Origin of the sequence: Gordonia sp. PS3, from assembly GCF_041950545.1 — a bacterium.
In the GTDB taxonomy this organism is placed as follows: domain Bacteria; phylum Actinomycetota; class Actinomycetes; order Mycobacteriales; family Mycobacteriaceae; genus Gordonia; species Gordonia sihwensis.
Genome location: NZ_CP169524.1, coordinates 2592849 through 2614865, shown reverse-complemented (window position 1 = coordinate 2614865; position 22017 = coordinate 2592849). Strand labels below are relative to the sequence as shown.

25 protein-coding genes are annotated in these 22017 nt (G+C 69.4%); 14 read left to right on the top strand and 11 right to left on the bottom strand.

The genetic code is table 11. The features are described from left to right. Positions 1-3 precede the first annotated feature (3 nt). The 3 genes from ACE11G_RS12090 to ACE11G_RS12080 are packed head-to-tail and all read right to left on the bottom strand — an operon-like array spanning position 4 to position 2572. Positions 4-681, bottom strand: coding sequence for a nucleoside triphosphate pyrophosphatase (locus ACE11G_RS12090; protein WP_346075777.1), 678 nt, complete (start codon positions 679-681; stop codon positions 4-6). Beyond that, positions 678-917: an acyl-CoA carboxylase subunit epsilon gene (locus tag ACE11G_RS12085; RefSeq protein WP_006896479.1), complete on the bottom strand. Its 240-nt coding sequence runs from the start codon at positions 915-917 to the stop codon at positions 678-680. Before ACE11G_RS12085 ends, ACE11G_RS12090 begins: the two co-directional genes overlap by 4 nt. Positions 918-946: 29 nt before the next feature. Beyond that, positions 947-2572 carry an acyl-CoA carboxylase subunit beta gene (locus tag ACE11G_RS12080; protein ID WP_062367543.1) on the bottom strand — a complete coding sequence of 542 codons (1626 nt, stop codon included), beginning with the start codon at positions 2570-2572 and terminating at the stop codon, positions 947-949. Between the two features lie 134 nt (positions 2573-2706). On the opposite strand from ACE11G_RS12080, the gene ACE11G_RS12075 reads away from it, so the two are divergent. Beyond that, positions 2707-3501 carry a biotin--[acetyl-CoA-carboxylase] ligase gene (locus tag ACE11G_RS12075; protein WP_375002311.1) on the top strand — a complete coding sequence of 265 codons (795 nt, stop codon included), beginning with the start codon at positions 2707-2709 and terminating at the stop codon, positions 3499-3501. A 12-nt stretch (positions 3502-3513) separates the two neighbouring features. On the opposite strand, the gene ACE11G_RS12070 is transcribed toward ACE11G_RS12075, so the two are convergent. Continuing rightward, positions 3514-4110 carry a hypothetical protein gene (locus ACE11G_RS12070; protein WP_006896476.1) on the bottom strand — a complete coding sequence of 199 codons (597 nt, stop codon included), beginning with the start codon at positions 4108-4110 and terminating at the stop codon, positions 3514-3516. Between the two features lie 112 nt (positions 4111-4222). Between ACE11G_RS12070 and ACE11G_RS12065 the strand changes: the two genes are divergently transcribed. The 3 genes from ACE11G_RS12065 to ACE11G_RS12055 are packed head-to-tail and all read left to right on the top strand — an operon-like array spanning position 4223 to position 6865. Beyond that, positions 4223-4759: a PH domain-containing protein gene (locus ACE11G_RS12065; RefSeq protein ID WP_006896475.1), complete on the top strand. Its 537-nt coding sequence runs from the start codon at positions 4223-4225 to the stop codon at positions 4757-4759. Further along, complete coding sequence (locus ACE11G_RS12060; RefSeq protein ID WP_197078082.1) at positions 4756-5448, top strand: response regulator transcription factor; 693 nt, start codon at positions 4756-4758, stop codon at positions 5446-5448. Before ACE11G_RS12065 ends, ACE11G_RS12060 begins: the two co-directional genes overlap by 4 nt. Positions 5449-5455: 7 nt before the next feature. Further along, complete coding sequence (locus ACE11G_RS12055) at positions 5456-6865, top strand: ATP-binding protein (RefSeq protein ID WP_375002307.1); 1410 nt, start codon at positions 5456-5458, stop codon at positions 6863-6865. Here ACE11G_RS12055 and ACE11G_RS12050 read toward each other — a convergent pair. After that, entirely contained in the window at positions 6837-7397 is a 561-nt protein-coding gene (locus ACE11G_RS12050) for a GtrA family protein (RefSeq protein ID WP_045538607.1), read from the bottom strand. The two genes, ACE11G_RS12055 and ACE11G_RS12050, sit on opposite strands and share 29 nt — an antisense overlap. 90 nt (positions 7398-7487) lie before the next feature. Between ACE11G_RS12050 and ACE11G_RS12045 the strand changes: the two genes are divergently transcribed. The 6 genes from ACE11G_RS12045 (at position 7488) to purE (ending at position 12515) form a co-directional block, all read left to right on the top strand. After that, positions 7488-8720 (top strand): 5-(carboxyamino)imidazole ribonucleotide synthase, encoded by a 1233-nt coding sequence (locus ACE11G_RS12045; RefSeq protein WP_278126801.1) that lies wholly within the window; start codon positions 7488-7490, stop codon positions 8718-8720. Positions 8721-8815: 95 nt separating this feature from the next. After that, on the top strand, positions 8816-9340 hold the full coding sequence (locus ACE11G_RS12040; RefSeq protein ID WP_231650230.1) for a toxin-antitoxin system HicB family antitoxin: 525 nt from the start codon (positions 8816-8818) through the stop codon (positions 9338-9340). Positions 9341-9425: 85 nt separating this feature from the next. Further along, complete coding sequence (locus ACE11G_RS12035) at positions 9426-10316, top strand: DUF4097 domain-containing protein (RefSeq protein WP_375002304.1); 891 nt, start codon at positions 9426-9428, stop codon at positions 10314-10316. Then, positions 10313-11098, top strand: a complete 786-nt coding sequence (locus ACE11G_RS12030; protein WP_278126806.1) for an ABC transporter ATP-binding protein — start codon at positions 10313-10315, stop codon at positions 11096-11098. Before ACE11G_RS12035 ends, ACE11G_RS12030 begins: the two co-directional genes overlap by 4 nt. Next, complete coding sequence (locus ACE11G_RS12025) at positions 11095-11865, top strand: ABC transporter permease (protein ID WP_375002302.1); 771 nt, start codon at positions 11095-11097, stop codon at positions 11863-11865. Before ACE11G_RS12030 ends, ACE11G_RS12025 begins: the two co-directional genes overlap by 4 nt. Positions 11866-11993: 128 nt before the next feature. Next, a complete protein-coding gene (purE, locus tag ACE11G_RS12020; RefSeq protein ID WP_062367546.1) occupies positions 11994-12515 on the top strand; it encodes a 5-(carboxyamino)imidazole ribonucleotide mutase in 522 nt (173 codons plus the stop codon). 7 nt (positions 12516-12522) lie between these two features. Here the strand turns inward: purE and ACE11G_RS12015 are convergent, their stop codons facing one another. From ACE11G_RS12015 to ACE11G_RS12000, 4 genes are read right to left on the bottom strand one after another with little or no spacing between them, the layout of a single operon-like run. Next, positions 12523-13533, bottom strand: a complete 1011-nt coding sequence (locus ACE11G_RS12015) for a nitronate monooxygenase family protein (protein WP_045538619.1) — start codon at positions 13531-13533, stop codon at positions 12523-12525. Positions 13534-13536: 3 nt separating this feature from the next. Then, positions 13537-14235 (bottom strand): GNAT family N-acetyltransferase, encoded by a 699-nt coding sequence (locus tag ACE11G_RS12010; protein ID WP_006896464.1) that lies wholly within the window; start codon positions 14233-14235, stop codon positions 13537-13539. Next, complete coding sequence (locus tag ACE11G_RS12005; protein ID WP_375002299.1) at positions 14232-15050, bottom strand: dienelactone hydrolase family protein; 819 nt, start codon at positions 15048-15050, stop codon at positions 14232-14234. The genes ACE11G_RS12010 and ACE11G_RS12005 overlap by 4 nt, the downstream gene beginning before the upstream one ends. Next, the gene (locus ACE11G_RS12000; protein WP_006896462.1) at positions 15047-15421 is read right to left on the bottom strand and encodes a nitroreductase family deazaflavin-dependent oxidoreductase; all 375 of its coding nucleotides are present in this window, start codon (positions 15419-15421) and stop codon (positions 15047-15049) included. The genes ACE11G_RS12005 and ACE11G_RS12000 overlap by 4 nt, the downstream gene beginning before the upstream one ends. Before the next feature lie 78 nt (positions 15422-15499). On the opposite strand from ACE11G_RS12000, the gene ACE11G_RS11995 reads away from it, so the two are divergent. Then, positions 15500-16207, top strand: coding sequence for a TetR/AcrR family transcriptional regulator (locus ACE11G_RS11995; protein ID WP_006896461.1), 708 nt, complete (start codon positions 15500-15502; stop codon positions 16205-16207). A 68-nt stretch (positions 16208-16275) separates the two neighbouring features. Beyond that, positions 16276-17445 carry an acyl-CoA dehydrogenase gene (locus ACE11G_RS11990; protein WP_006896460.1) on the top strand — a complete coding sequence of 390 codons (1170 nt, stop codon included), beginning with the start codon at positions 16276-16278 and terminating at the stop codon, positions 17443-17445. Between the two features lie 87 nt (positions 17446-17532). On the opposite strand, the gene ACE11G_RS11985 is transcribed toward ACE11G_RS11990, so the two are convergent. Continuing rightward, positions 17533-18228 (bottom strand): TIGR03089 family protein, encoded by a 696-nt coding sequence (locus tag ACE11G_RS11985; RefSeq protein ID WP_045538614.1) that lies wholly within the window; start codon positions 18226-18228, stop codon positions 17533-17535. A 44-nt stretch (positions 18229-18272) separates the two neighbouring features. Beyond that, on the bottom strand, positions 18273-20033 hold the full coding sequence (locus ACE11G_RS11980; RefSeq protein WP_375002295.1) for an LCP family protein: 1761 nt from the start codon (positions 20031-20033) through the stop codon (positions 18273-18275). A 168-nt stretch (positions 20034-20201) separates the two neighbouring features. Between ACE11G_RS11980 and rfbD the strand changes: the two genes are divergently transcribed. Together rfbD and ACE11G_RS11970 are read left to right on the top strand one after the other, a co-directional pair. Beyond that, a complete protein-coding gene (gene rfbD, locus ACE11G_RS11975; RefSeq protein ID WP_062367548.1) occupies positions 20202-21110 on the top strand; it encodes a dTDP-4-dehydrorhamnose reductase in 909 nt (302 codons plus the stop codon). 9 nt (positions 21111-21119) lie between these two features. Further along, positions 21120-22001, top strand: a complete 882-nt coding sequence (locus tag ACE11G_RS11970) for a glycosyltransferase family 2 protein (protein WP_006896456.1) — start codon at positions 21120-21122, stop codon at positions 21999-22001. Positions 22002-22017: the final 16 nt, after the last annotated feature.

The window sequence follows — 22017 nt, the reverse complement described above, 5'->3', positions numbered from 1 at the left end:
GTCTCAGCGCTCGGCGGACCACAGGTCGGCGACGTCGACGCCGACCTGCGTCAGCAGGCGCCGGACCAGCGGCAGGCTGATGCCGATCACCGACGACGGGTCGCCGTCGATGCCGTCGATCAGCCAGCCGCCGATCCCGTCGAGAGTGAACGCGCCCGCGACCTCGAGCGGCTCGCCGGTCGCCGCGTAGCGTTCGATGACCTCGTCGGAGACGTCGGAGAAGAAGATCGCCGTCGACTGACTGTGACTGGCGGACGCGACGACCTCGCCGTCACGCAGGCGCCGCACGCAGTGTCCGGTGATGAGATGACCGGTGGTCCCGCGCATCCGTCTCCACCGCTCGGCGGCGGCCGCCGCAGTGTGCGGTTTGCCCGCGAGCGACCCGCCGGTGAGCAGCATCGAATCGCAGGTCACGACCACGCCGTCGGTCGCCGCACCCGCCGCCTGCGGTGCGCCGTCACCGAGGACGGCGGCGACCACCGCGTCGGCCTTCGCCTCGGCCAGCCGGGTGACGATCTGCGCGGGCGGGGCGCCCGCCAGCTCGTCGAGCAGGGCGTCCTCGTCCACGTCTGACACGACGACCGCCGGCCGCAGTCCGGCGTCTCGCAGCACGCGCAGGCGTGCGGGCGAGGCCGAACCGAGGACGACGGTCGTCGCGGTGGAACGGTGTGCGGGGCTCACCAGCCGCCGCGGTTGGTGAAGCTGCCGGGCTGGCCCCAGTTCACCCGGAACATGTCGACGGGGCGGCCCCAGTCGTTCCGGATCTGCGGTCCGGTGTCGGCGGTGCCGCCGCTCGCCGCGGCGAAGACACCGACCAGGGCGGCCAGTTCCGCGTCGGTGGGCTTGCCGTCGACGATGGTCAGGAACGGGCGGGCGGGCTGCTCTTGGCTGCCCGCCGAGGTGACGTCGTCACTCATGTCGTCGCCTTTCTGGATCGGGGAGCGGACTACAGCGGGATGTTGCCGTGCTTCTTCGGCGGCAGCTGCACCATCTTGCGCTCCAGCAGCTTCAGGGCATTCGCGATCTGGCCCCGGGTGTGGCTCGGCGGGATCACCGCGTCGACATAGCCGCGCTCAGCCGCGACGTACGGGTTCACCAGGGTGTCCTCGTACTCCTGCTGCAGTTCCAGGCGCAGTGCGTCGACGTCCTCGCCGTTCGCCTGCGCCTCCTTGAGGCGGTTGCGGTAGACGAAGCCCACCGCGCCCGAGGCGCCCATGACCGCGATCTGAGCGGTCGGCCAGGCCAGGTTCACGTCGGCGCCCATGTGCTTGGAGCCCATGACGTCGTACGCGCCGCCGTAGGCCTTGCGGGTGATGACGGTGATCTTGCCGACCGTCGCCTCGCCGTAGGCGTAGAGCAACTTGGCGCCGCGGCGGATGATGCCGTTGTACTCCTGCTCGGTGCCGGGCAGGAAGCCGGGGACGTCGACCAGGGTGACGATCGGAACGTTGAAGGCGTCGCAGGTGCGCACGAAGCGCGCCGCCTTCTCCGAGGCGTCGATGTCGAGACAGCCGGCGAACTGGGTCGGCTGGTTCGCGACGATGCCGACGCTGCGGCCGTCCACCCGTCCGAAGCCGACGATGACGTTCATCGCACGCTCGGCCTGCACCTCCAGGAACTCCTCGTCGTCGAGGATGTTCCGGATGACGTTGTGCATGTCGTACGGCTGGTTGGGCGAGTCGGGGATGATCGTGTCGAGCGCGAGATCGTCCTCGGTGAGATTGTCCTCGATGGCGCCGACGCGCTCCGGTGCGGGCAGGCGCGGGGCCTCGGCGCGGCAGTTGCTCGGCAGGTAACCCAGCAGTTCCTTGACGTAGTCGAGGGCGTCTTCCTCGTCCTGGCCGACGTAATGGGCGACGCCCGACTTGGTCATGTGCGTGTGCGCGCCGCCCAGGTCCTCCTGAGTGACGTCCTCACCGGTGACGGTCTTGATGACGTCGGGACCGGTCACGAACATCTGGCTGGTCTGGTCGACCATGACCACGAAGTCGGTGAGAGCTGGGGAGTACACGTGGCCACCGGCGTTCGGGCCCATGATCAGCGAGATCTGGGGGATGACGCCGGATGCGCGGACGTTGCGACCGAAGATCTCGCCGTACAGGGCGAGGGAGACCACGCCCTCCTGGATGCGGGCGCCCGCACCCTCGTTGATGCCGATCAGGGGGCGGCCGGTCTTGATCGCCAGGTCCATGACCTTGACGATCTTCTCGCCGTACACCTCGCCCAGGCTGCCGCCGAAGACCGCGGCGTCCTGGCTGAAGACGCACACCTCGCGGCCGTCGACGGTGCCGTAGCCGGTGACGACACCGTCGCCCATCGGGCGCCGCTCGGCGAGCCCGAAGTTGGTGGACCGGTGACGCGCCAGCGCGTCGAGTTCGACGAACGAACCCTCGTCGAGGAGGTGGGTGATGCGCTCGCGTGCGGTGAGTTTGCCCTTGGCGTGAACCTTCTCCGCAGCGGCTTCGCCGACCGGGAACTCGGCCTCGGCGAGGCGGTTGCGCAGATCGGCGAGCTTGCCCGCCGTGGTGTGGATGTCCGGCGCAGCGCCGTCGTCGCGTGAAGCAGTCGTCATGGGATCCGATGCTAACGACCGACACCTATGCGAGGTCAACCGCGCCGATAATGTGAGAATATCCTCACATTCGAGATCACTGCGGAAGCGGTGCTGTGAGTGTATTCACTCGCGGGCCCGTAAAGTGCTCGTACATGAGCAACGACGTGCCCGATCAGGAAATCCTCGCCGAACAGCTGTCGGACACGCGGTGGCGCGCCGTGGAGGTGATCGCCGAGACCGGCTCGACCAATGCCGATCTGATTGCGCGAATCGATGCCGGGGAAGACGTCGACGGCATTGTTTTGATCGCCGCGCGGCAGACCTCGGGCCGCGGCAGGCATGCGCGGGTATGGGAGACACCGCCCGGACAGCTCGCCGTCTCGGCTGCCATCGCGGTCGACGCCGACGCGATTCGCAGCCTCGGCTGGTTGTCGCTGCTCACCGGCCTCGCCGTCCACGACGCCGTCTCCGCACTCACCGGAACCGGTCTCGAGCTCAAGTGGCCCAACGATGTCCTCGCACCCGGTGGCGGCAAGCTGTCGGGCATCCTTTCGGAGTTCCGGCTCACCGGCGACGGCGGGGGCGTGGCGGTGATCGGCACCGGACTGAACCTGGATCTGCCCGCCGGGTCGGCGCCCGACACGGCGGCCTCGATCAGCGGCCTCGCCGACGCGCCGGTGGACCAGACCCGAGTCGCGGCCGCGTATCTGCGGGCGTTGTCCGAGCGGCTCGCGGACTGGCCCGACCGCATCGAAGTCCTCGCCGAGAACTATCGCAGCGTCAGCGCCACCCTGGGGTCACGGGTCCGGCTGATCCTGCCCGGCGACGTCGAGGTGGTCGGTATCGCCACCGACATCGACGACGAGGGGCGGGTGATCGTCGACGGTCCGGACGGTCCGGTCACGGCTTCGGCGGGCGACGTCACGCATCTGCGGCCCGCCGACTAGCGCCGGACACCTCTAGCTGCGTTTGCGGTCGCTGCTGGCGCGGCCCATCGTCGGGATCAGCGTCAGCACCGGCAAGCCGATGATCAGGTGCAGCACCGCGGTGCCGATGCCGGACGAGATCTGCTCCGACAGCAGCAGCGGAAGGATCACCGCGGCGGCGATCAGCAGCCCGACGATCCATCGGTAGAACTGATTGGGCGCAGGCGTACCCACCTGCAGCAGGTACCACAGGGCGCCGGCGACGATCGCGGCGACGAACCCGGTGACGGCGAACCACACCTCGTCCTGTGCGAGCGGATTCCAGATGCCGAACCGGCCCGACTCGTTGATCTTCTGGGTGACGGCGCGGATCACCCAGGCGGCGAGCCAAGCGGCCAGCCCCGTGACCACTCCGGTCATCAGAACGCCTCCGCAGAACATCAGCGGGTCGATGTCCGGGCCGCGGCGGCGGGGTGTGGCGGGCGGCTGACTGTACTGGGCGTCGTACCCGGTCTGGCCGTAGTCGCCGGCCTCGGTGTACTGCCCGTAATCGTTCGGCCGGCTGTAGGCACGCGTCGCCGGCGGCTGAGGCGGACGGTGGTTCGGGTCGCGCGGATCGTTGTACGTCATGGTCCTTGCCTGTTGTTGCTGCTCGGTATCGCTGCGGTCGTGAGGCCAGATCCGCCCCAGTGTAGCGCCGATATCAGGCCCTCCTAAGAATCCGGCACTAAGGTGAAACGCCATGGGTTACCCGCGCGAGAACCTTGCGCCCGGCGAGGTGGTGGTCATACACCGGCATCCGCACTGGAAGAGCCTGCTGGTGCCGGTGCTGATCTTCTGGGCGGTGACCGCTGCCGCGGGAGTCGCGGTCGGTTACGCCCAGACGTCCGCAATGGCCGACCGGGCCGCGTTGTGGGTCACCGCCGTCGTCGTCGCGATCTGGGCGGCGGCCGTGGCGTGGTTCCTCATCCGGCCGCTGATCTCGTGGAAGACCACTCATTTCGTCGTCACCGACCGTCGGGTCATCTACCGCAGCGGCGTCCTGACCAGGTCCGGCATCGACATTCCGATCCGCAGGATCAACACCGTCGAGTTCCGACACGGGGTGATCGACCGGATCCTCCGCACCGGCACTCTGGTGATCGAATCGGCATCCGACGAGCCGCTCGCCTTCCATGACATCCCGCAGGTGGAGGCGGTGCACGCTCAGCTCTACCAGGAGCTGCTCGACGAGGACGACGACGCGCTGACGGGCCGCGTCGACGAGTGGCGCCGATGATGAGGTCGCGAGCGGTGCTCCTGGCCGAGGACGACGCGGCCATCGCCGAGCCGCTGGCCCGAGCGCTGAGCCGGGAGGGCAACGACTGCGAGATCGCGGCCACCGGTCCCGAGGCGCTGGAGAAGGTGCGCAGCGGCGACTACGGACTGCTCATCCTCGATCTCGGCCTGCCCGGGATGGACGGTCTGGAGGTGTGCCGCCGGATCCGCTCCGAACTGCCGCAACTGCCCGTGCTGATGCTGACCGCTCGCACGGACGAGGTGGACTTCGTCGTCGGTCTCGATGCGGGCGCCGACGACTACGTCGGCAAGCCCTTCCGCCTGGCCGAGTTGCTCGCGCGCGTGCGCGCGCTGATGCGGCGCAGCGTCACGGCCGTGGAGGGGGAGGAGATCCTCGACAGCGGCGACATCCAGCTCGACCCGCGCGCTCGGCGCGTGGTGGTGGACGGCGAGGATCTGACGCTGGCGAACCGGGAGTTCGATCTGCTCCGCTTCCTGATGGAGCGGTCGGGCGAAGTGGTGTCGCGCGACGAGATCATGGACGCGGTGTGGGGGTCGACGGATCTGCGGTCGTCGAAGACGCTCGACATGCACATCTCCTGGATCCGGCGGAAGATCGGCGACGACCGTCCCAAGAATCGCAGACACATCGTGACCGTGCGCGGTGTCGGCTTCCGGTTCGACCCGTAGGAGCCGTGTGCGTCGTCGAATCCTGAAGATGATGATCGCGTCCCTCGTGGCGATGGGCGTGATGTTCGGCGTGCCGATGACCATCATCACCTGGGACTGGTTCTCCACCTCCGCTCACCAGGACCTCTCCGAGCGGCTCAAACGCATGAGCGAGCACGTGCTCGCGGAGGAGGCCGCCGGCCGCGCCGTATCCCCGCACGATCTGGATCTCGAACAGTTCCGTCTGCTGGTGCCGCCGAACGGTCGCCTCACGCTCACCTATCGCGTTCGCGATCGGGACGCGCCCGGCGGCTACCAGCGCGGGATCCGCCAGATCGGCCATGTCTTCGACGGCGCGGCGGTTTCGGAGTCGGTCAATCTCGGCCGCGACGTGGACCTGACGCTCGCGATACCGCAGGAGGACGTCCGTCCGACCCAGTTGCTGGCGGTGCTGACCCTGCTGCTGGCGATCCTGGTCGCCGTCGTCGGCGGTGCGGTGGTGGCCGTCCTCACGGCGCGGCGGCTGTCGGAGCCGCTGTCGGACGTCGCGCGCCGCGCCGCCGCCATGGGTCGGGGCGACTTCTCCTCCGACTGGCCTGCATACGGCATCGATGAGCTCGATCGGGTCTCGGCGGCGCTGGCTGACGCCAATGACGAGATCGTCCTGCGGCTCGAGCGCGAGGGCGAGATCATCGGGGACGTCTCCCACCAGCTGCGCAGCCGGCTCACCGCGATCGGGCTGCGGCTCGACGAGTTGACCCTGCACCGCGATCCGGCAGTGGTCGCCGAGGCCGAGGCGGGACTGGCGCAGGTGGAACGGCTCGCCGACGAACTGGACGAGATGATCGCGGCCTCGCGTGCGGATCCCAAGGCGGGGGTCGCGATCGACGTCACGTCGGTCGTTCAAACCCTGGTGCGCGATTTCGAGCCCGCGTATCGAGCGGCCGGGCGGTCGGTGCGGATGGTGGTCGACGAACCGGTCCCGCACACCTACGGTCGTCCGGGCCGCCTCCGCGAGGCGCTGAGCGTGCTCGTCGACAACGCACTGGTCCACGGGGGCGGGGAGTGCGTCGTCCGGGTCGGGGTGCTGACATCGCGCGAGATGGTCCGCGTCACGGTGTCGGACGCCGGCGCCGGCGTGCCCGACGAGGTGGTACCGGAGATGTTCCGCCGGGGTGTGTCGGGCGGGGGACGGAACGGGCTGGGTCTGTCACTGGCCCGCGCCCTGGTGGAGGCCGACGGCGGTCGGCTCGATCTGGTGTCGCGGCGGCCCGCGGTGTTCGCGGTGGTGGCGCCGCTGCATCCGGCGAGCGGTGCGTCCTACGGCGAGGAGTCAGACGCCGGCGGCGGTGCCGGTGCGGACGGCGGTGGGGCAGACGGCGACGGGACAGACGGCGACGGGTCGGCGCTCACGCATGTCCGAGTTCCTCATCGCTGAGTTCCTCGGACGTGGGGTTGACGTCGGTGGATCCGCCTTCGCCGCCGCGCGGCTGCTCGTCGGGGAAGGCGAACCGCCGCAGCGCCCAGAACCGGAAGACCATCTGGAGCAGGTTGCCGATCACGAAGGCGAGCAGGAAGTCGAAGATCGCGAGTTCGAGGCCGACCAGGTTCTCGCGCATGTTGAAGACGTTGTTCGCGATCCAGATCGGCGCGGCGGCGATCAGGACGGCGATGCCGCTGATGGCGAAGAACAGGAGCGCCTCGTGGTGCTTCTCGCGTCCGCCGCGATTCTTGAACGCCCACTCGCGGTTGAGGACATAGCTCAGGATCGTGGCGACCACGCCGGAGATCACCTTGGCCACCGTCGGCTTCGATTCGAGAACACTGAGGGCGAGTGCGTAGTAGACCGCCATGTCGACCACGAATGTGGTGCCGCCGACGATCGCGAACTTGATCAGTTCGCTGTGCTTGAGCACCAGCCGTCGCACGGGCTCCGGCAGTCGCTTCACTGCCCCGTCAATTGTCGGCACAAGGTTCGAGTGTACGTAATCTGGCCCGCCGAATTGTCACCGACCGGCCGGGGTGCGCGTGTCCGCGGCCGGGCATGACAACATTGAACGGTGACTTCCAGCCCAGACCGACGTTCCAGCGGCATGCCCACCGTGACCATGATCGGCGGTGGTCAGTTGGCCCGAATGACCCATCAGTCGGCCATCGCCCTCGGTCAGTGCCTGCGGGTTCTGGCGGGCAGCGCCGACGAGCCGGCCGCGCAGGTGAGCGCGAACGTGGTGCTCGGCTCGCACGATGATCTCGACGCCCTCCGCGCCGCCGCCGAAGGGGCGGTCGCGCTGACCTTCGATCACGAGGGAGTTCCGCTCGCTCACCTCGAAGCGCTCGAGGCCGAGGGCGTCGCGGTGCGTCCGCCGTCGAAGGCGCTGCACTTCGCACAGGACAAGCTGGCCATGCGGACCAAACTGTCGGAACTGGGCCTCCCGGTTCCCGACTTCGTCGACCTGTCGGGCGAGGTCGGCGCGGCGCGCTCTGCGCTGATCGCCTTCGGCGAGTCGCACGACTGGCAGGTGGTTCTGAAGGCGGTCCGAGGAGGTTACGACGGTCGCGGAGTGTGGCTCACCGACAACCGCGACGAAGCGTTGCGCGTCTTCGACGACACCTCCTCGGGCGACACCGTGCTCATGGCGGAGCAGAAGGTGGCGATGGTGCGCGAGCTGTCGGCGATGGTGGCACGGTCGCCGTACGGACAGGGCGCCGCGTGGCCGGTCGTCGAAACCGTCCAGCGCAACGGCCAGTGCGCCGTCGTTCTGGCTCCGGCTCCGGGCCTGGACGCCGATGTCGCTCAGCAGGCGCAGCAGATGTCGCTCACGCTGGCCGAGGAACTGGGCGTGGTGGGCGCCATGGCGATGGAGCTGTTCGAGACGACGGACGGCGAACTGGTGGTCAACGAGCTCGCGATGCGCCCGCACAACAGCGGTCACTGGACCATGGACGGCGCCGTCACCTCGCAGTTCGAACAGCATCTGCGCGCGGTTCTCGACTATCCGCTCGGCGATACCGCGGCGCGCGCCGATGTGATCGTGATGGCCAACATCCTGGGGGCGCCGGAGGCTCCGCAGATGTCGATGGACGAGCGCCTGCATCATCTGTTCGCCCGGATGCCCGAGGCCAAGGTCCATCTGTACGGGAAGGGCGAGCGGCCCGATCGCAAGATCGGACACGTCAATGTCGTAGGACGTCCGGGTGAGGGCGTCGACGACGTCCGCGAACGGGCCGAGCGCGCCGCCCAGTGGATGAGCGCGGCCGTGTGGACCGACGGCTGGGATCCGCACGCGGGCTAGTCGGACGCGGTGACACCATCGTGACGCTGCGGTCTCGGTGTGTGAACCGAGGGTGTTAAACCGCCACGGGGTTGAATTGACACCATCGTGGTGTCATGATTGATGTCATGGACCTCGATCAGTACGTCGACGACCTTCAGCGCCGGTTCGGAGCCGCGGCGGAACGTGACCTCTCCGACGCCGCTGACAACGGGGTCGACGACGTCCGCGCCGCCGCGGAGCGTCTCGCGAACAGTATGGACGCCACCATCCGACTCGCCCTGCTCGATGTCCTGTCCGCGGCGGCCGGCGAGATCACTCGTGACCTGGTTCCAGGTTCGGTCGACCTCCGCCTGCGCGGGCGCGAGGTGGACTTCGTCGTCGCAACGCCGCGCACCACCGACGATGCCGACTCGGAGTCCGCGATCGGCGTCGACTTCGACGACACCACCAGCTCACGCACCACACTGCGACTCCCGGATGTCCTCAAGGCGCAGGTGGACGAAGCCGCGGCCGCCGAGGGCGTCTCGGTCAACACCTGGCTGGTGCGCGCCGTCGCCTCAGCCCTGAATCCGCGCCGGCGACGATCCGTGCAACGCGCGTTGCGCACCGGCGGCGACTTCGCCGGCTGGGCGCGCTGATCACTCTCCACACCTTCGCGAACGATCCCCATCATCCCGTCTCGACCACGGGCTCGGTCGACTGCACCCTCCGGAAGGCTCTCCCATGCCCACCTACCGCACCCCAGAACCCGTCGATCTCGCCGTGAACCTGCCGCTCGGCCACATCGACGTCATCGCGAGCGACCGCCCCGACGCCGTCGTGACCGTATCGCCCAGTAACCCGGACAAACCCGCCGATCAGCGCGGTGCGGCAGCGACCACCGTCGAGTTCGACGGCCGCCGAATCACCGTCCTCGGACCGCGTCCCAGGTTCCGCTTCCTCGGCCCCTCCGAGTCGGTGGACATCACGGTCGAACTCCCGGAGGGCTCGCGATTCACCGCCGAATGTTCCACGGGAGGTGTCCGCGCCACCGGCAGGCTGGCCGCGACCCGGGTGAAGGCGTCCGTCGGTGCCGTCGACCTCGACGCCACCGGCGACCTGTGGCTGCACGCCGCGTACGGCAACGCCACCGTCGGCACGGTCGACGGGTCGGCCGAGGTCGTCGCGGGGCACGGGCAGATCCGGATCGGCACCGTCGCCGGCGACGCCGCCCTGAAGTCGTCGTACGGCAGCGTCCACCTCGGCACGGCGCACGCCGCCGTCGAAGCCAATCTCTCGTACGGCGACCTGCACATCGACGGTTCGGCGTCGTCGGTCACCGCGCGCACCGCGTACGGAAGCGTCACCGTCGGTGAGGCGCGCGGCGGCGCTCTCGACCTGGAGAGCAGCTTCGGGACGATCGTCGTCGGCGTCGCCGACGGGGTTCCCGCCTGGCTCGACCTCTCGTCCACTCAAGGACAGCTGCGCAACCGTCTCGACGGTTCCACCGTCCCGTCGACCGGTGAGCATGTGTCCATTCGCGCGCGAACGTCATACGGCGACATCGAGATTCGGCGCGCCCACTCGGTTTCAGACAGCGCTCGCTCAGTCGAAGACGAAGGAACACGGTCATGACCACGACCATCGCTCCGCCCGCGATCAGGATCCGCGGAATCGAGAAGTCCTATGACGGCCGTTCTGTGCTGCGCGGGGTCGACCTCGACGTCGAGGCGGGCAGTGTCGTCGCACTCCTGGGCGCTAACGGTGCAGGCAAGACGACGCTCGTCCGCATCCTCTCGACATTGACGCGGCCCGACGCCGGCACCGCCGTCGTCGGCGGCCACGACCTCGCGACCGAGCCCCTCGAGGTTCGCCGGTCGATCAGCCTGACGGGTCAGTTCGCCGCCGTCGACGAGGTACTGACCGGCCGCGAGAACCTGATGCTCATCGCCCGCCTGCGCCACGAGCACGGCCCCGGCGCCGTCGCGGACGGCCTGCTCGAGCGCTTCCGGCTCACCGACGCCGGCGGACGCGCCGTCGCCACGTACTCGGGCGGTATGAGGCGTCGTCTCGACATCGCCATGAGCCTGATCGGTGATCCGTCCGTCATCTTCCTGGACGAACCGACCACCGGACTGGACCCCGAAGCCCGCATCGACGTGTGGGACACCGTCCGCGAACTCGCCGGCCGCGGCACCGCGATCCTCCTGACCACCCAGTATCTCGAGGAGGCCGAACAACACGCCGACCGCACCGCCGTGCTGCACGACGGCCGGATCATCGCGAACGGCACACTCGCCGAACTGAAGCGACTGCTTCCGCCGACCAAGGTCGAGTACGTCGAGAAGCAGCCCACCCTCGAGGAGATCTTCCTCGCGCTCACCAGACACCGCACCGAGAACGAAGGCCGGTCATGACCACACACGTCCTCAGCGACACCGGCGCCCTCCTGGGTCGCTCGCTCAAGCACGTCACGCGCAGTGTCGACACCATCGTCACCACCGCGCTCACCCCGATCGCCATGATGCTCCTGTTCGTCTACGTCTTCGGCGGAGCTATCAAGGCGAGCACCGGAACTGCGAGCTACGTCGACTACCTGCTTCCCGGAATCCTGCTGATGGCCATCGCATCGGGCGTCGCGTACACGGCACTGCGCCTGTTCAACGACCTTCAGAGCGGGCTGTTCGAGCGCTTCGGATCGATGCCGATCGCTCGCGCCGCCGTCCTCTGGGCCCACGTCCTCACCTCGATGGCGGCGAACGCGGTCACGGTGGTCATCATCATCGCGGTCGGACTGGCGATGGGTTTCCGATCGTCCGCGGGACCGCTCGCCTGGCTCGCAGTCGCCGGCATCCTCGCCCTCTTCACGCTGTCGGTGACGTGGATCGCGGTCGTCGCGGGACTGGCCGCCAAGACCGTCGACGGTGCGACCGGGTTCTCGTACCCGCTCATCTTCCTGCCCTTCGTCAGCTCCGCGTTCGTCCCGACCGACACCATGCCCACCCCGGTGCGGGTCTTCGCCGAGCACCAGCCGGTGACCTCCATCGTCGACACCGTCTCCGCGCTGCTCGGCGAGCAGCCCGTCGCCACCGCCGACCTCGTGGCCGCGCTCGCGTGGTGCATCGGGATCGGCGCCATCGCCTACGCGGCGGCGATTCGCCTCTACCGCCGCAAGATCCGGTGACCGCGGAGACGCCGGCCGCCCGCTTCGAGCCGCATTCACACCGCGTCGGGGACGACAGCCGGCGTCACCGCGCACGGTTGCCTCGCCTACGCTGTTGAGAATCAGCCCCGAGAACCTTGGAGACGTCGATGACCGCACCCGCCACCGTGCCCGCACCCCGCGTCGGCCTCATCATGGGCAGTGACTCCGACTGGCCGACGATGCAGGCCGCGGCGGAGGCGCTCGCCGAGTTCGGCATACCGTTCGAGGTCGGCGTGGTCTCGGCGCACCGCACCCCCCAGCGGATGCTCGACTACGCGAAGAACGCCGCGGGACGCGGTATCTCGGTGATCATCGCCGGTGCCGGTGGCGCCGCTCATCTGCCGGGCATGGTCGCGGCGGCCACACCGCTGCCGGTGATCGGGGTGCCCGTTCCCCTGAAGTACCTCGACGGGATGGACTCACTGCTGTCGATCGTGCAGATGCCGGCCGGCGTGCCGGTCGCGACGGTGTCGATCGGCGGCGCCCGGAACGCGGGTCTGCTGGCCGCACGCATCCTCGGAGCCTCCGATCCGGCCGTTCAGAGTGCGATGGCGAAGTTCCAAGCCGGACTGGAGGAGATGGTCCTCGAGAAGGACGAGAAGCTGCGCAGGACCCTGCTCGACGGCTGACCGAGCGCTACGGGCTCAATGCGGCCACCACGTCGGCCGCCGGGACCGCCTGAGCAGCCCGGAAGCCGGTCCCGGCCCAGAGATTGATGACGTCCGGGTCGGTGGAACCGGCCCGGCGTATACCGCCGGTGAGAGTGTTGACCTGGGGATACACCGGCGGTGCCGCATCACTGTAGGCGGCGATGAACTCGTTCACCAGGCCACGCGCCAAGCGGCCCGAGTACGCCCGGGTGGTGACGGTCTCGGTGAAGCGCGGGTCGGCGAGGGCGTCCCGGTGCGCCTGTTTGGTGCCGGCCTCGGGGCAGCGGAGCAGAAGCGTCCCCACCTGCACGGCGGCGGCGCCCGCCTCGAGCAGTGCGATCACGTCGTCGCGGGAGGCGACGCCGCCCGCAGCGATCACCGGCAGGCCCGCTGCGTCAGCAACGCCGGTGAGGAGGGGCAGCGTGTCGATGCCCGGGTCGGCGTCGAGGATGCCGAACGTGCCGCGGTGTCCGCCCGCCGACACGCCCTGGGCGCAGAGCGCGTCCACTCCGGACTCTCGCGCGATCAGCGCCTCGTCGACACAGGTGACGGTCCCGACCACGAAGACCTCCGCGGCGTGCAGTCGTGCCACCGTGGCGGCGTCGGGACAGCCGAAGGTGAACGAGGCGACGGGCACGCGCTCGTCGATCAGCACCTGGACCTTGGCGTCGAAGTGGTCGTCGGTGAACGGAACGTGCTCGGGCAGCGGTGCGCCCAGCCGCTCGGCGAGCGGGGCGAGCCGGTCGCGGTACTCGGCGAAGGCCGCTTCGTCGAACGGGATCTCCTCGGGCACGAACAGATTGACGCCGAACGGCGCGTCGGTCAGCGCGGCGATCGCGCGGATGTCCTCACGGAGTCGTTCGGGCGTGAGATAGGCGCCACCGTAGAAGCCGAGACCACCCGCGCCGGAGACGGCTGCAGTGAGTTCGGGTGTCGACGTGCCTCCGGCCATCGGAGCGCCCGCGATCGGAACGCCGAGCAGACCGAGATCGAACATCATTCACTCTCCTTTCGGAACCCGGACGATCTCCAGGCTCACCTCGCTGCGCAGGACGAATCCCATCGCCTCGTACAGGCTGCGCGCCGGATTCTCCGCCGTCGTGTGCAGAAAGGGCAGGTCGCCGTCGTCGACGATGACCTGAGCCACCGCGGCGACGAGTCTGCGTGCCAGTCCGCGTCCGCGTGCCTCCGGATGGGTGCACACCGCGCTGATCTCCACCCAGCCGGGAAGCCGCAGCCGCTGACCCGCCATGGCGAGCAGCCGGCCGTCGCCGTCCCGGTAGCCGAGGTAGACGCCCATCTCGACGGTGCGCGGGAGAAAGGGCCCGGGCTTGGTCAGTGTCACCAGCTCGGTCATCTCGGCCACGTCCGGCGGGCCGAGCCGGACGAGTTCCGGGTCGGGTCGCCGTTCGGTGTCCTCACCGGAGTACTGCACCAGATCGAAGGTCTCGACGTGCCGCCAACCCGGGGGCGCCGGGGTCCGGCAGTCGCGCAGGCCGACGGTGTTCCCGGGTCCGGCCAGCGCTGCCATGTCGACCCAGTCGGCGTCGGTCATCTCGCGCGGATGACCGAAGAACACCGAGACCTCCGGCTCGAACGCACTGATGCGGCCGCGCCGCCGGGCGAACCGCTCCTGCCGCCCGGTCAGAGCGCAGGTGAACGGATCGTCGAGCGGCGTCAGATCGACGGTGCCCGTCATTCGACTTCCAGCTTCCGGCGGAAGAACGCGATGACCGCCTCGAGCGTGTCGTGCGTCGGCTGTCCGGGTTGGTCGATCAGGTGCTCGGTGAGCACCGAGTGCGGCGGAATCAACGCGTCCGGGGCAGCGGCGTCGTCGGGCAGGTCGACGCCGATGAAGGCGTCGCCGAGCTGTTCTCGCAGAAAATCGAAGCGGCTGCCCGGGACCAGCCGGTCGCCCTCGAACCGGGCACCCATCACCTGCAGTCCCCGCGCGCAGCGGACCTTAACGGTCTCCAGATCGCCGGGCGAGATGTCGATGGTCCTGCGCCGTGCGGGCGTGAGGCCCACCGGCAGCGAGGGCTGCGACAGCACGGGCGCCAGCATGGTGTCGTCGACCGCCATCGCGAGTGCGAAGCCGCCGGTGACGCACATGCCGACGGCGCCCACGCCGGGGCCGCCGCACTCGGCGTGGGCCCGTCGCGCGAGGGCACGCAGCCAGGACACCACCGGCGACGACCGTCCCGTGGCGAAGACGGTGAACTCGCGGCTGACGCATACCCGGCCGAGCGCTCGGGCCATCAGCGCACCGGTCCGGGCCGGTCCGGTCACACCGCCGGGGAACGGATCGGCACCGTCGACGCCGAACAGCGAGGGGACGTACACCGTGCAGCCCGCGTCGCTGACCCCGCGGGCGAAGGCGGCGACCTTCGGTGTGATGCCGGGGATCTCGGGGATCACGATCACCGCCGGGCCCGATCCGCGGCGGTAGTACCGGTGGGTGACGCCGTCGTCGGTGAACTCTGCGCGGTCGAAGCCGTCGAGTGCGTCGGTCATGCTTCGACGAGGCGGCCGTAGAGCACCGATTCGGACAGCTTGGCCGGAATCCGAGCGGACTTCACGACGTCGGGGGAGTCGGACGGGATCACCCGCACGCCGGCCACCTTCAGCTCCCTACCGCTGCGGACGAGCGTGAACTCGCCGGCGGCGAGCACGTTCTTGACCCAGTCGGAGTCGGCGCCGTAGTTCAGCGCGATGCTGATGCGGCCGGCGTCGACGAAGGCCAGGACCGGCGTGCGGTAGCGGCGGTTCGACTTGCGCCCGACGTGTTCGACGATCGCCCACGGCGCGATCCGTCCCGCCCACACTCCTTGGATCGGATTGGTCACGTACTTGTTGACGAGCGCCACGGCATGCGGAACCTTCATGTGCTCCAGCTTGCCGTATCGACGGGCGGTCGGCGAGGCCGAGGCATGAGGCGAGGGGATCTGCGCGATAATGTCGGCATGGCGACGACCGACCAGGTGCACACCGATCCCGCGGAGTTCGCCGCGCACGTGGTGGCGGAATCGATCCGCCTGTTCTCCGAACGCGGCTACGAAGCCACACCGGTCGACGAGGTCGCCGCCGCCGCCGGCGTGTCGCGCCGGACCCTGTTCCGGCAGTTCCGGTCCAAAGAGGACCTCATCTTCGCCGACCATGAGTCCCTGCTCGAACAGGTCACCGACTTGCTGCGAGGCGAGGAAGAGGCGGGCACCGATCCCTGGTGGGCGGTGTGTGCCGCGGCCGAGCTCGTCTTCGCGCACTTCGCGACGCTCCGCGATCTCGCGGTCCGGCGCTATCAGGTGGTGGCGCGGGTGCCTGCCTTGCGCGACCGGGAGCTGGTCACCACCTACCGCTATCAGCGCAAGTTCGAGGAGTTCCTCCGCCGCGCTCTGCCGGATGTGCCGCGGGTGCGGATCGTGGCCTTCGCCGCCGCCGTGACCGGCGCCCACAACTATCTGTTGCGGTCGATGGTCCGCGGCGACGAGAACGCCACCGCCGAGACCCTGCGGCGGGAGTTGCTCGCGATCTACGGCGTGGTCGGTGAGTACGCCGATCCGTCGTCGGCCTCCGCTCCCGAGGTCGCGGTGGTCAGCTTTCCGGCCGGGACCACGCCCGATGAGGTCGCGGAGGCGGTGCGGAGGCGATTGACGCGGCACCCAGTGCCGTGATGCACTTATCGAGAAGACGATCACGGCACTGAGTGACAGGGCTCGTAGCGCCGGTTTAAGGAGAAACGATGGGCAAGTTCGGGAACCCCGATTTCGACCTCTTCCAGCTCCCGGAGGAGCACCAGGCGCTGCGCGAGGCCATCCGCGCGCTCGCCGAGAAGGAGATCGCACCGCACGCCAAGGACGTCGACGAGAAGGCTCGCTTCCCGGAGGAGGCGCGCGCCGCACTCGTGGCCAGCGGCTTCAACGCGGTGCACGTTCCCGAGCAGTTCGACGGGCAGGGTGCGGACTCGGTCGCGGCCTGCATCGTGATCGAAGAGGTTGCGCGCGTGGACGTCTCGGCGTCGCTGATCCCCGCGGTCAACAAGCTCGGCACCATGGGCCTGATCCTGTCGGGCTCGGACGAGCTCAAGGCCAAGGTGCTGCCGTCGATCGCCTCGGGTGAGGCCATGGCGTCGTACGCACTGTCGGAGCGCGAGGCCGGATCGGACGCCGCCTCGATGAAGACGCGCGCCCGCAAGGACGGCGACAGCTGGGTGCTCAACGGCTCCAAGTGCTGGATCACCAACGGCGGCAAGTCCACCTGGTACACCGTCATGGCGGTCACCGACCCGGAGAAGGGCGCCAACGGCATCTCCGCGTTCATGGTCCACAAGGACGACCCCGGCTTCACGGTGGGCCCGCTGGAGCACAAGCTCGGAATCAAGGGCAGCCCCACCGCGGAGCTGTACTTCGAGAACTGCACCATCCCCTCCGACCGGATCATCGGCGACGAGGGCACCGGCTTCAAGACCGCTCTGGCCACCCTGGATCACACCCGTCCCACCATCGGCGCGCAGGCCGTCGGCGTGGCGCAGGGCGCCCTCGACGCGGCCATCGCGTACGTCAAGGACCGCAAGCAGTTCGGCAAGACCATCAGCCAGTTCCAGGGCGTCGAGTTCATGCTCGCCGACATGGCGATGAAGGTGGAGGCCGCGCGCCTGATGGTCTACACCGCCGCCGCTCGTGCCGAGCGCGGCGAGGGCAACCTCGGCTTCATCAGCTCGGCGTCCAAGTGCCTGGCGTCGGATGTCGCGATGGAGGTCACGACCGACGCCGTTCAGCTCTTCGGCGGTGCGGGATACACCACCGACTTCCCGGTCGAGCGCATGATGCGCGATGCCAAGATCACCCAGATCTACGAGGGCACCAACCAGATCCAGCGCGTCGTCATGAGCCGCGCGCTGCTGCGCGGCTGAACCCGGCCGGACCGTCGAATGCGCGGGCCGGCCGCCGTCCCGACCGAGAGGTCAGCGGGTGGCGGTCGGCCCGCGCATTCGTGTCGGTCAGGTCCGGACGACGGTGGCCTTCTCGGTCTCGGCGATCGCCCGCAGACGGGAGTCCTCGACGTCCCCCGCGACGACGACGAGAGACGCCCCGGACAACAGCGGAGCGGCGAGGTTCGCGACGACGTCGGTCACAGTGCGCCATCCGCGGGTGCTGAGCAGTCGGTCGGCCGGATCGAGCCCGCCGTCGGCGGCCGAGAGCACCTGCGCCACCGTCACCTCGTCGACGGCGTCCCGCCCGGAACCCGCCGGGACGAACTGGTCACCGTGCGCGCGCACCGACTCGCCGAAGTCCTCGACGCCGACCGGGAGGTCGCGCACACCCATGGCGAACGGATCCAGGGGAACCGCGATCACCTCGTCGGTGTCGTGCTCGTCGACCCGCTCCCGCGAGGTGAAGGTCGCGCGGTCGTCGGCCGCGTCGTCGCTCAGATCGACGGCGACGCCCGCCCACCACGCACCGAGCAGAACGGCCGCGGTCTGCCAGTGTTCCGGCAGATCCACCCGCACGCGGTCGCCGGGCGCCAGGCCCAGCCCGTCCCGCAGGTAGTTCGCGATCTTGGCGGCCCAGTTGCCCAGCGTCGCACCGGAGAGCTCGGTGCGCTCGCCGGTCGACTCGTTGTAGTAGGTCAGCATCGGCCGCGCATGGTCGGGCACGGCCGCGAAGATCGCGCCCGTGACGGTGTCGTGGCTCATCGAGTGTCCTCGCTTATCGTGTCCGGCTCCGGCGACCGCCGGAGCTAGTTGACGCAGACCGGTCCGTCGCCGTCGGCCTTGATGACCGGGGACGGGCGCTTGGACGACGGCGCCGACGACGACCCCGAGTCCGAACCGCTGTCGCCGCCGGTGTCGGAGACCGCACCGAGACCGTAGTTGTAGGTGTTCGTCAGCACCAGCCGGAGCTTGTCCTCGGGGAGCGACGAGTCCTCGCGGATCTCGATGGGGCCCGCCTTGAGGTCCTTCACCAGTTGCTTGGCGCCCTCGTTGTCCTTCGAATCGGCGAAGATCAGCGAATCGAATTCGTTCATCGGTTTGCTCGACGTGGCGCCCTGCTGGTAGCCGAGGCCGCCCAGCAGCCGCATCACATTGGACGCCAGACCGTCCACGGTGCCCGCGTTCACCACGTCGACGGTGTAGTCCGAGCGGGGATTCTCCGATCCGGCTTTCGATGTGCGGCCGAGCTGCCGGTCGACGAAGGCGTGGACCGCCTGCGGGTCGACCTTCAGCACGCTCTGCGTCCCGTCATCGCTCCAGGCCTGATCGTCTTCGATCGGGATCGTCGTGAACTTCACGTTGCCGCCGGTGAGGTCCTTCAGATTCTCCGCGAACGAGAGGACGTCCCAGCCGTCGTCGATCATCACCGAGCGCGACACGGCATCCTGCAACTCCTCGAGCTTGCCCGCGTTGGTCAGTGTCTGCGTCGAGAGGATCTTCTGCGCCAGCGAAGCCATGTACACCTGCTGACGCGTGATCCGGTCCAAGTCGCCGCGAGGAAGATCGTGGCGCTGCCGGACGAAGCTGAGCGCCTTCGGACCGTTCAGCGTCTGCCGGCCGGCGCGGAACTTGGCGCCCGAGAAGGGCTCGTCGACCGCATTCTTGAGACACACGTCCACTCCGCCGACGGCATCGGTGAGCAGCGCGAATCCCAGCAGTCCCACCTCCGCGTAGTGGTCGACGGTGATGCCGGTCAGATTCGCGACGGAGTCGATCAGGGCCTTGCGCCCGGCCTTGGTCCCGTCCTTCTCCGCCTGCTCCTCGCTGGTGCCCTGCTCCACCTCGCGCTCGCGGACGCCCTCCTTGGTGGCGCCGTAGGCGGCGTTGATCTTGCTCATGCCGATCCCGGGGACGTCGACGTACGCATCGCGGGGGATCGAGATGGCGGTGGCCTTGGACCCGTCGGTCGGGATGCGCACCAGGACGATGGTGTCGGTGCTGGTGCTGACGTCGCCGCCCACCCGCAGCCATTTGAGCTCCTGCTCCGAGAGCGGGTTGCCCTTCGCATCCACTCGGGAGTCGGTGCCGACGAGGAGGATGTCGATGGCGCCGTCGTCACCGCCGCCGAGGCCGAGGTCTCCCAGCAGCGTGACGGCCCCGTTGAGGCTGCGCACTTTCGCCCAGCCCAGCCCCGTGACGACCAGTGTCATCACGGTGACGAGGGCGATCAGTGCCCGGCCGATGTTCTTCGGTGCGATCCCGGCGATCGGGCGGGTCGTCCAGAGTTTGAGGGCGGCGCGGAAGCTGCCCGGCGGTGGACCGGAGGGCCGCGTGCGCGTCCGGGCGCCGTGGCGCGCGGCCCGGTCCGTCTTGCTGCGGGGGTCGGTGCTGCGGGGGCGTCGGCGGGGCCGCGTGTGGATCTCCTCGGAGGTCCGGCGGGACCGGGTGCCCGCACCCGTGCGCGTCGGCACGGACCGCCGCGTCGAGGGCTCCCCGGCACGGCCGCCGGAAACGGCGCCGGCGTCGGTGTCCTCGGGCTCTGCCGAGCCGTCGCGTCGTGACTCCACCTGTCGCGATGTCCCTTCCGGTCGTCTCGGCTGCTGGTCTTCCGCAAGAATACTGATCGGGAGAGCCGTTGCCGGGGAGGCGCAGCCGGTGCCGGGCCCGGTGATCTGCAGCACTGCCCGCGACCGTCAGCTCCCGGCGGAGGTCCGGATGCACCAGGATGGTCACTCATGGGTTCGAATCGGGTGTACATCGTCGGCGCCTCCGGGCAGGTGGGATCGGCGCTCGCGTCGACGCGCGGCGGCCGGGAAGCGGTCATGCTGACCTCGTCCGATGTCGATGTGCGCGACGAGCGATCGGTTCGCGACGCGTTCGGTGGTCTTGCGCGAGGCGATGTGGTGATCAACACCGCGGCGTACACCGCCGTGGACGCCGCCGAGACCGACCGCGAGGCGGCGCACGCGGTGAATGCACTCGGTCCGGCCCATCTGGCGGCCGTCACCGGCGCGTCGGGGGCGCGACTCATCCATCTGTCCACCGACTACGTCTTCGCCCGCGACGACGCGGGCTCCGGCGACGCACCGCGACCCTTCGAACCCGGTGACGTCTCCGGTGAGCCGCCGACGGTGTACGGCGCCACCAAGCTCGCCGGCGAACGCGCCGCGCGCGAGGCCGATCCGCGGACGATCGTCGTGCGCACCGCGTGGGTGTTCACCGGCGGGTCCGCGGACAGCGACTTCGTCGCGACGATGGCCCGACTGGAGGCCGAGCGCGATACTCTGCGGGTGGTAGACGATCAGGTGGGATCGCCCACCTACGCGCGCGATCTCGCGGCCGGCCTGTGGGAACTCGCCGAACGGTGCGACGGGCCGAATCTGCGCGACGGCGCGACTCTGCACGCCACCAACGCCGGAACGGCCAGTTGGTGCGATCTGGCCCGCGCCGTGTTCGTCGAGCTCGGTGCCGACCCGGCCCGGGTCCAGGCGTGCACCACCGCGGAGTTCCCGCGCCCCGCGCCGCGGCCCGCGTACTCGGTGCTCTCCGGCGCGAGTTGGGCTGCCGCGGGTCTCACACCGCTGCGGAACTGGACGCTCGCCCTGCACGATGCGATCGCGGTCCGCACCCGGACGCTCGGTTAGTCTGAGCGCGTGACTGCCAGCTTCGCCGTCGTGACCGTGACCTATTCCTCGGGCGACTACCTCCACAACTTCCTTCGCACGCTGACGCGCGCATCGCGTGAGACGCCCGAAGTGATCATCGCCGACAACGGGTCCACCGACGGCGCACCGGAACAGGCGGCGGCCGACCACGACAACGTCACCCTGGTGCACACCGGCGGAAACATCGGCTACGGCGGCGCCGTGAACCGGGGAGTCGCGCAGATAGACGAGGACATCGAGTTCGTGGTGGTGGCCAACCCCGACGTCGAATGGTCGGAGGGCGCGATCGACGGACTGCTCGAGGCGGCGCGCCGCTGGCCGCGGGCCGCGAGTCTGGGGCCGCTGATCACCGAGCCCGACGGCACCGTGTACCCGTCCGCGCGCCGCGTCCCCGATCTGATCTCGGGCACCGGCCACGCGGTGCTCGGCACGGTCTGGAAGTCGAACCCCTGGACGGCTGCGTACCGCAACGACGACGCCGACCTCACCGAACGGCCGGTCGGCTGGCTCTCGGGCTCGTGTCTGCTCCTGCGGCGCGCGGCCTTCGACGCCATCGGCGGCTTCGACTCGCGCTATTTCATGTTCATGGAGGACGTCGACCTCGGCGACCGGCTGGGCCGGTCGGGGTGGCTCAACGTCTTCGTGCCGTCGGTGTCGGTGATGCACGCGAAGAGCCATTCGGTCAGCAGACATCCGGAGAAGATGATTCCGGCTCATCATGCGAGCGCCTATCGTTTCACCGCCGACCGGAATCCCGGCCCGTTGCGCGCGCCGATCCGCCTGGCGTTGCGGGCCGGGCTGGCGGTGCGATCGAAGATCGCTGTCGCCGCGGCCCTGCGTGAACAGCGCCGTACGGGAGGGCCCGCGTGAACAGCCGCGACACGAG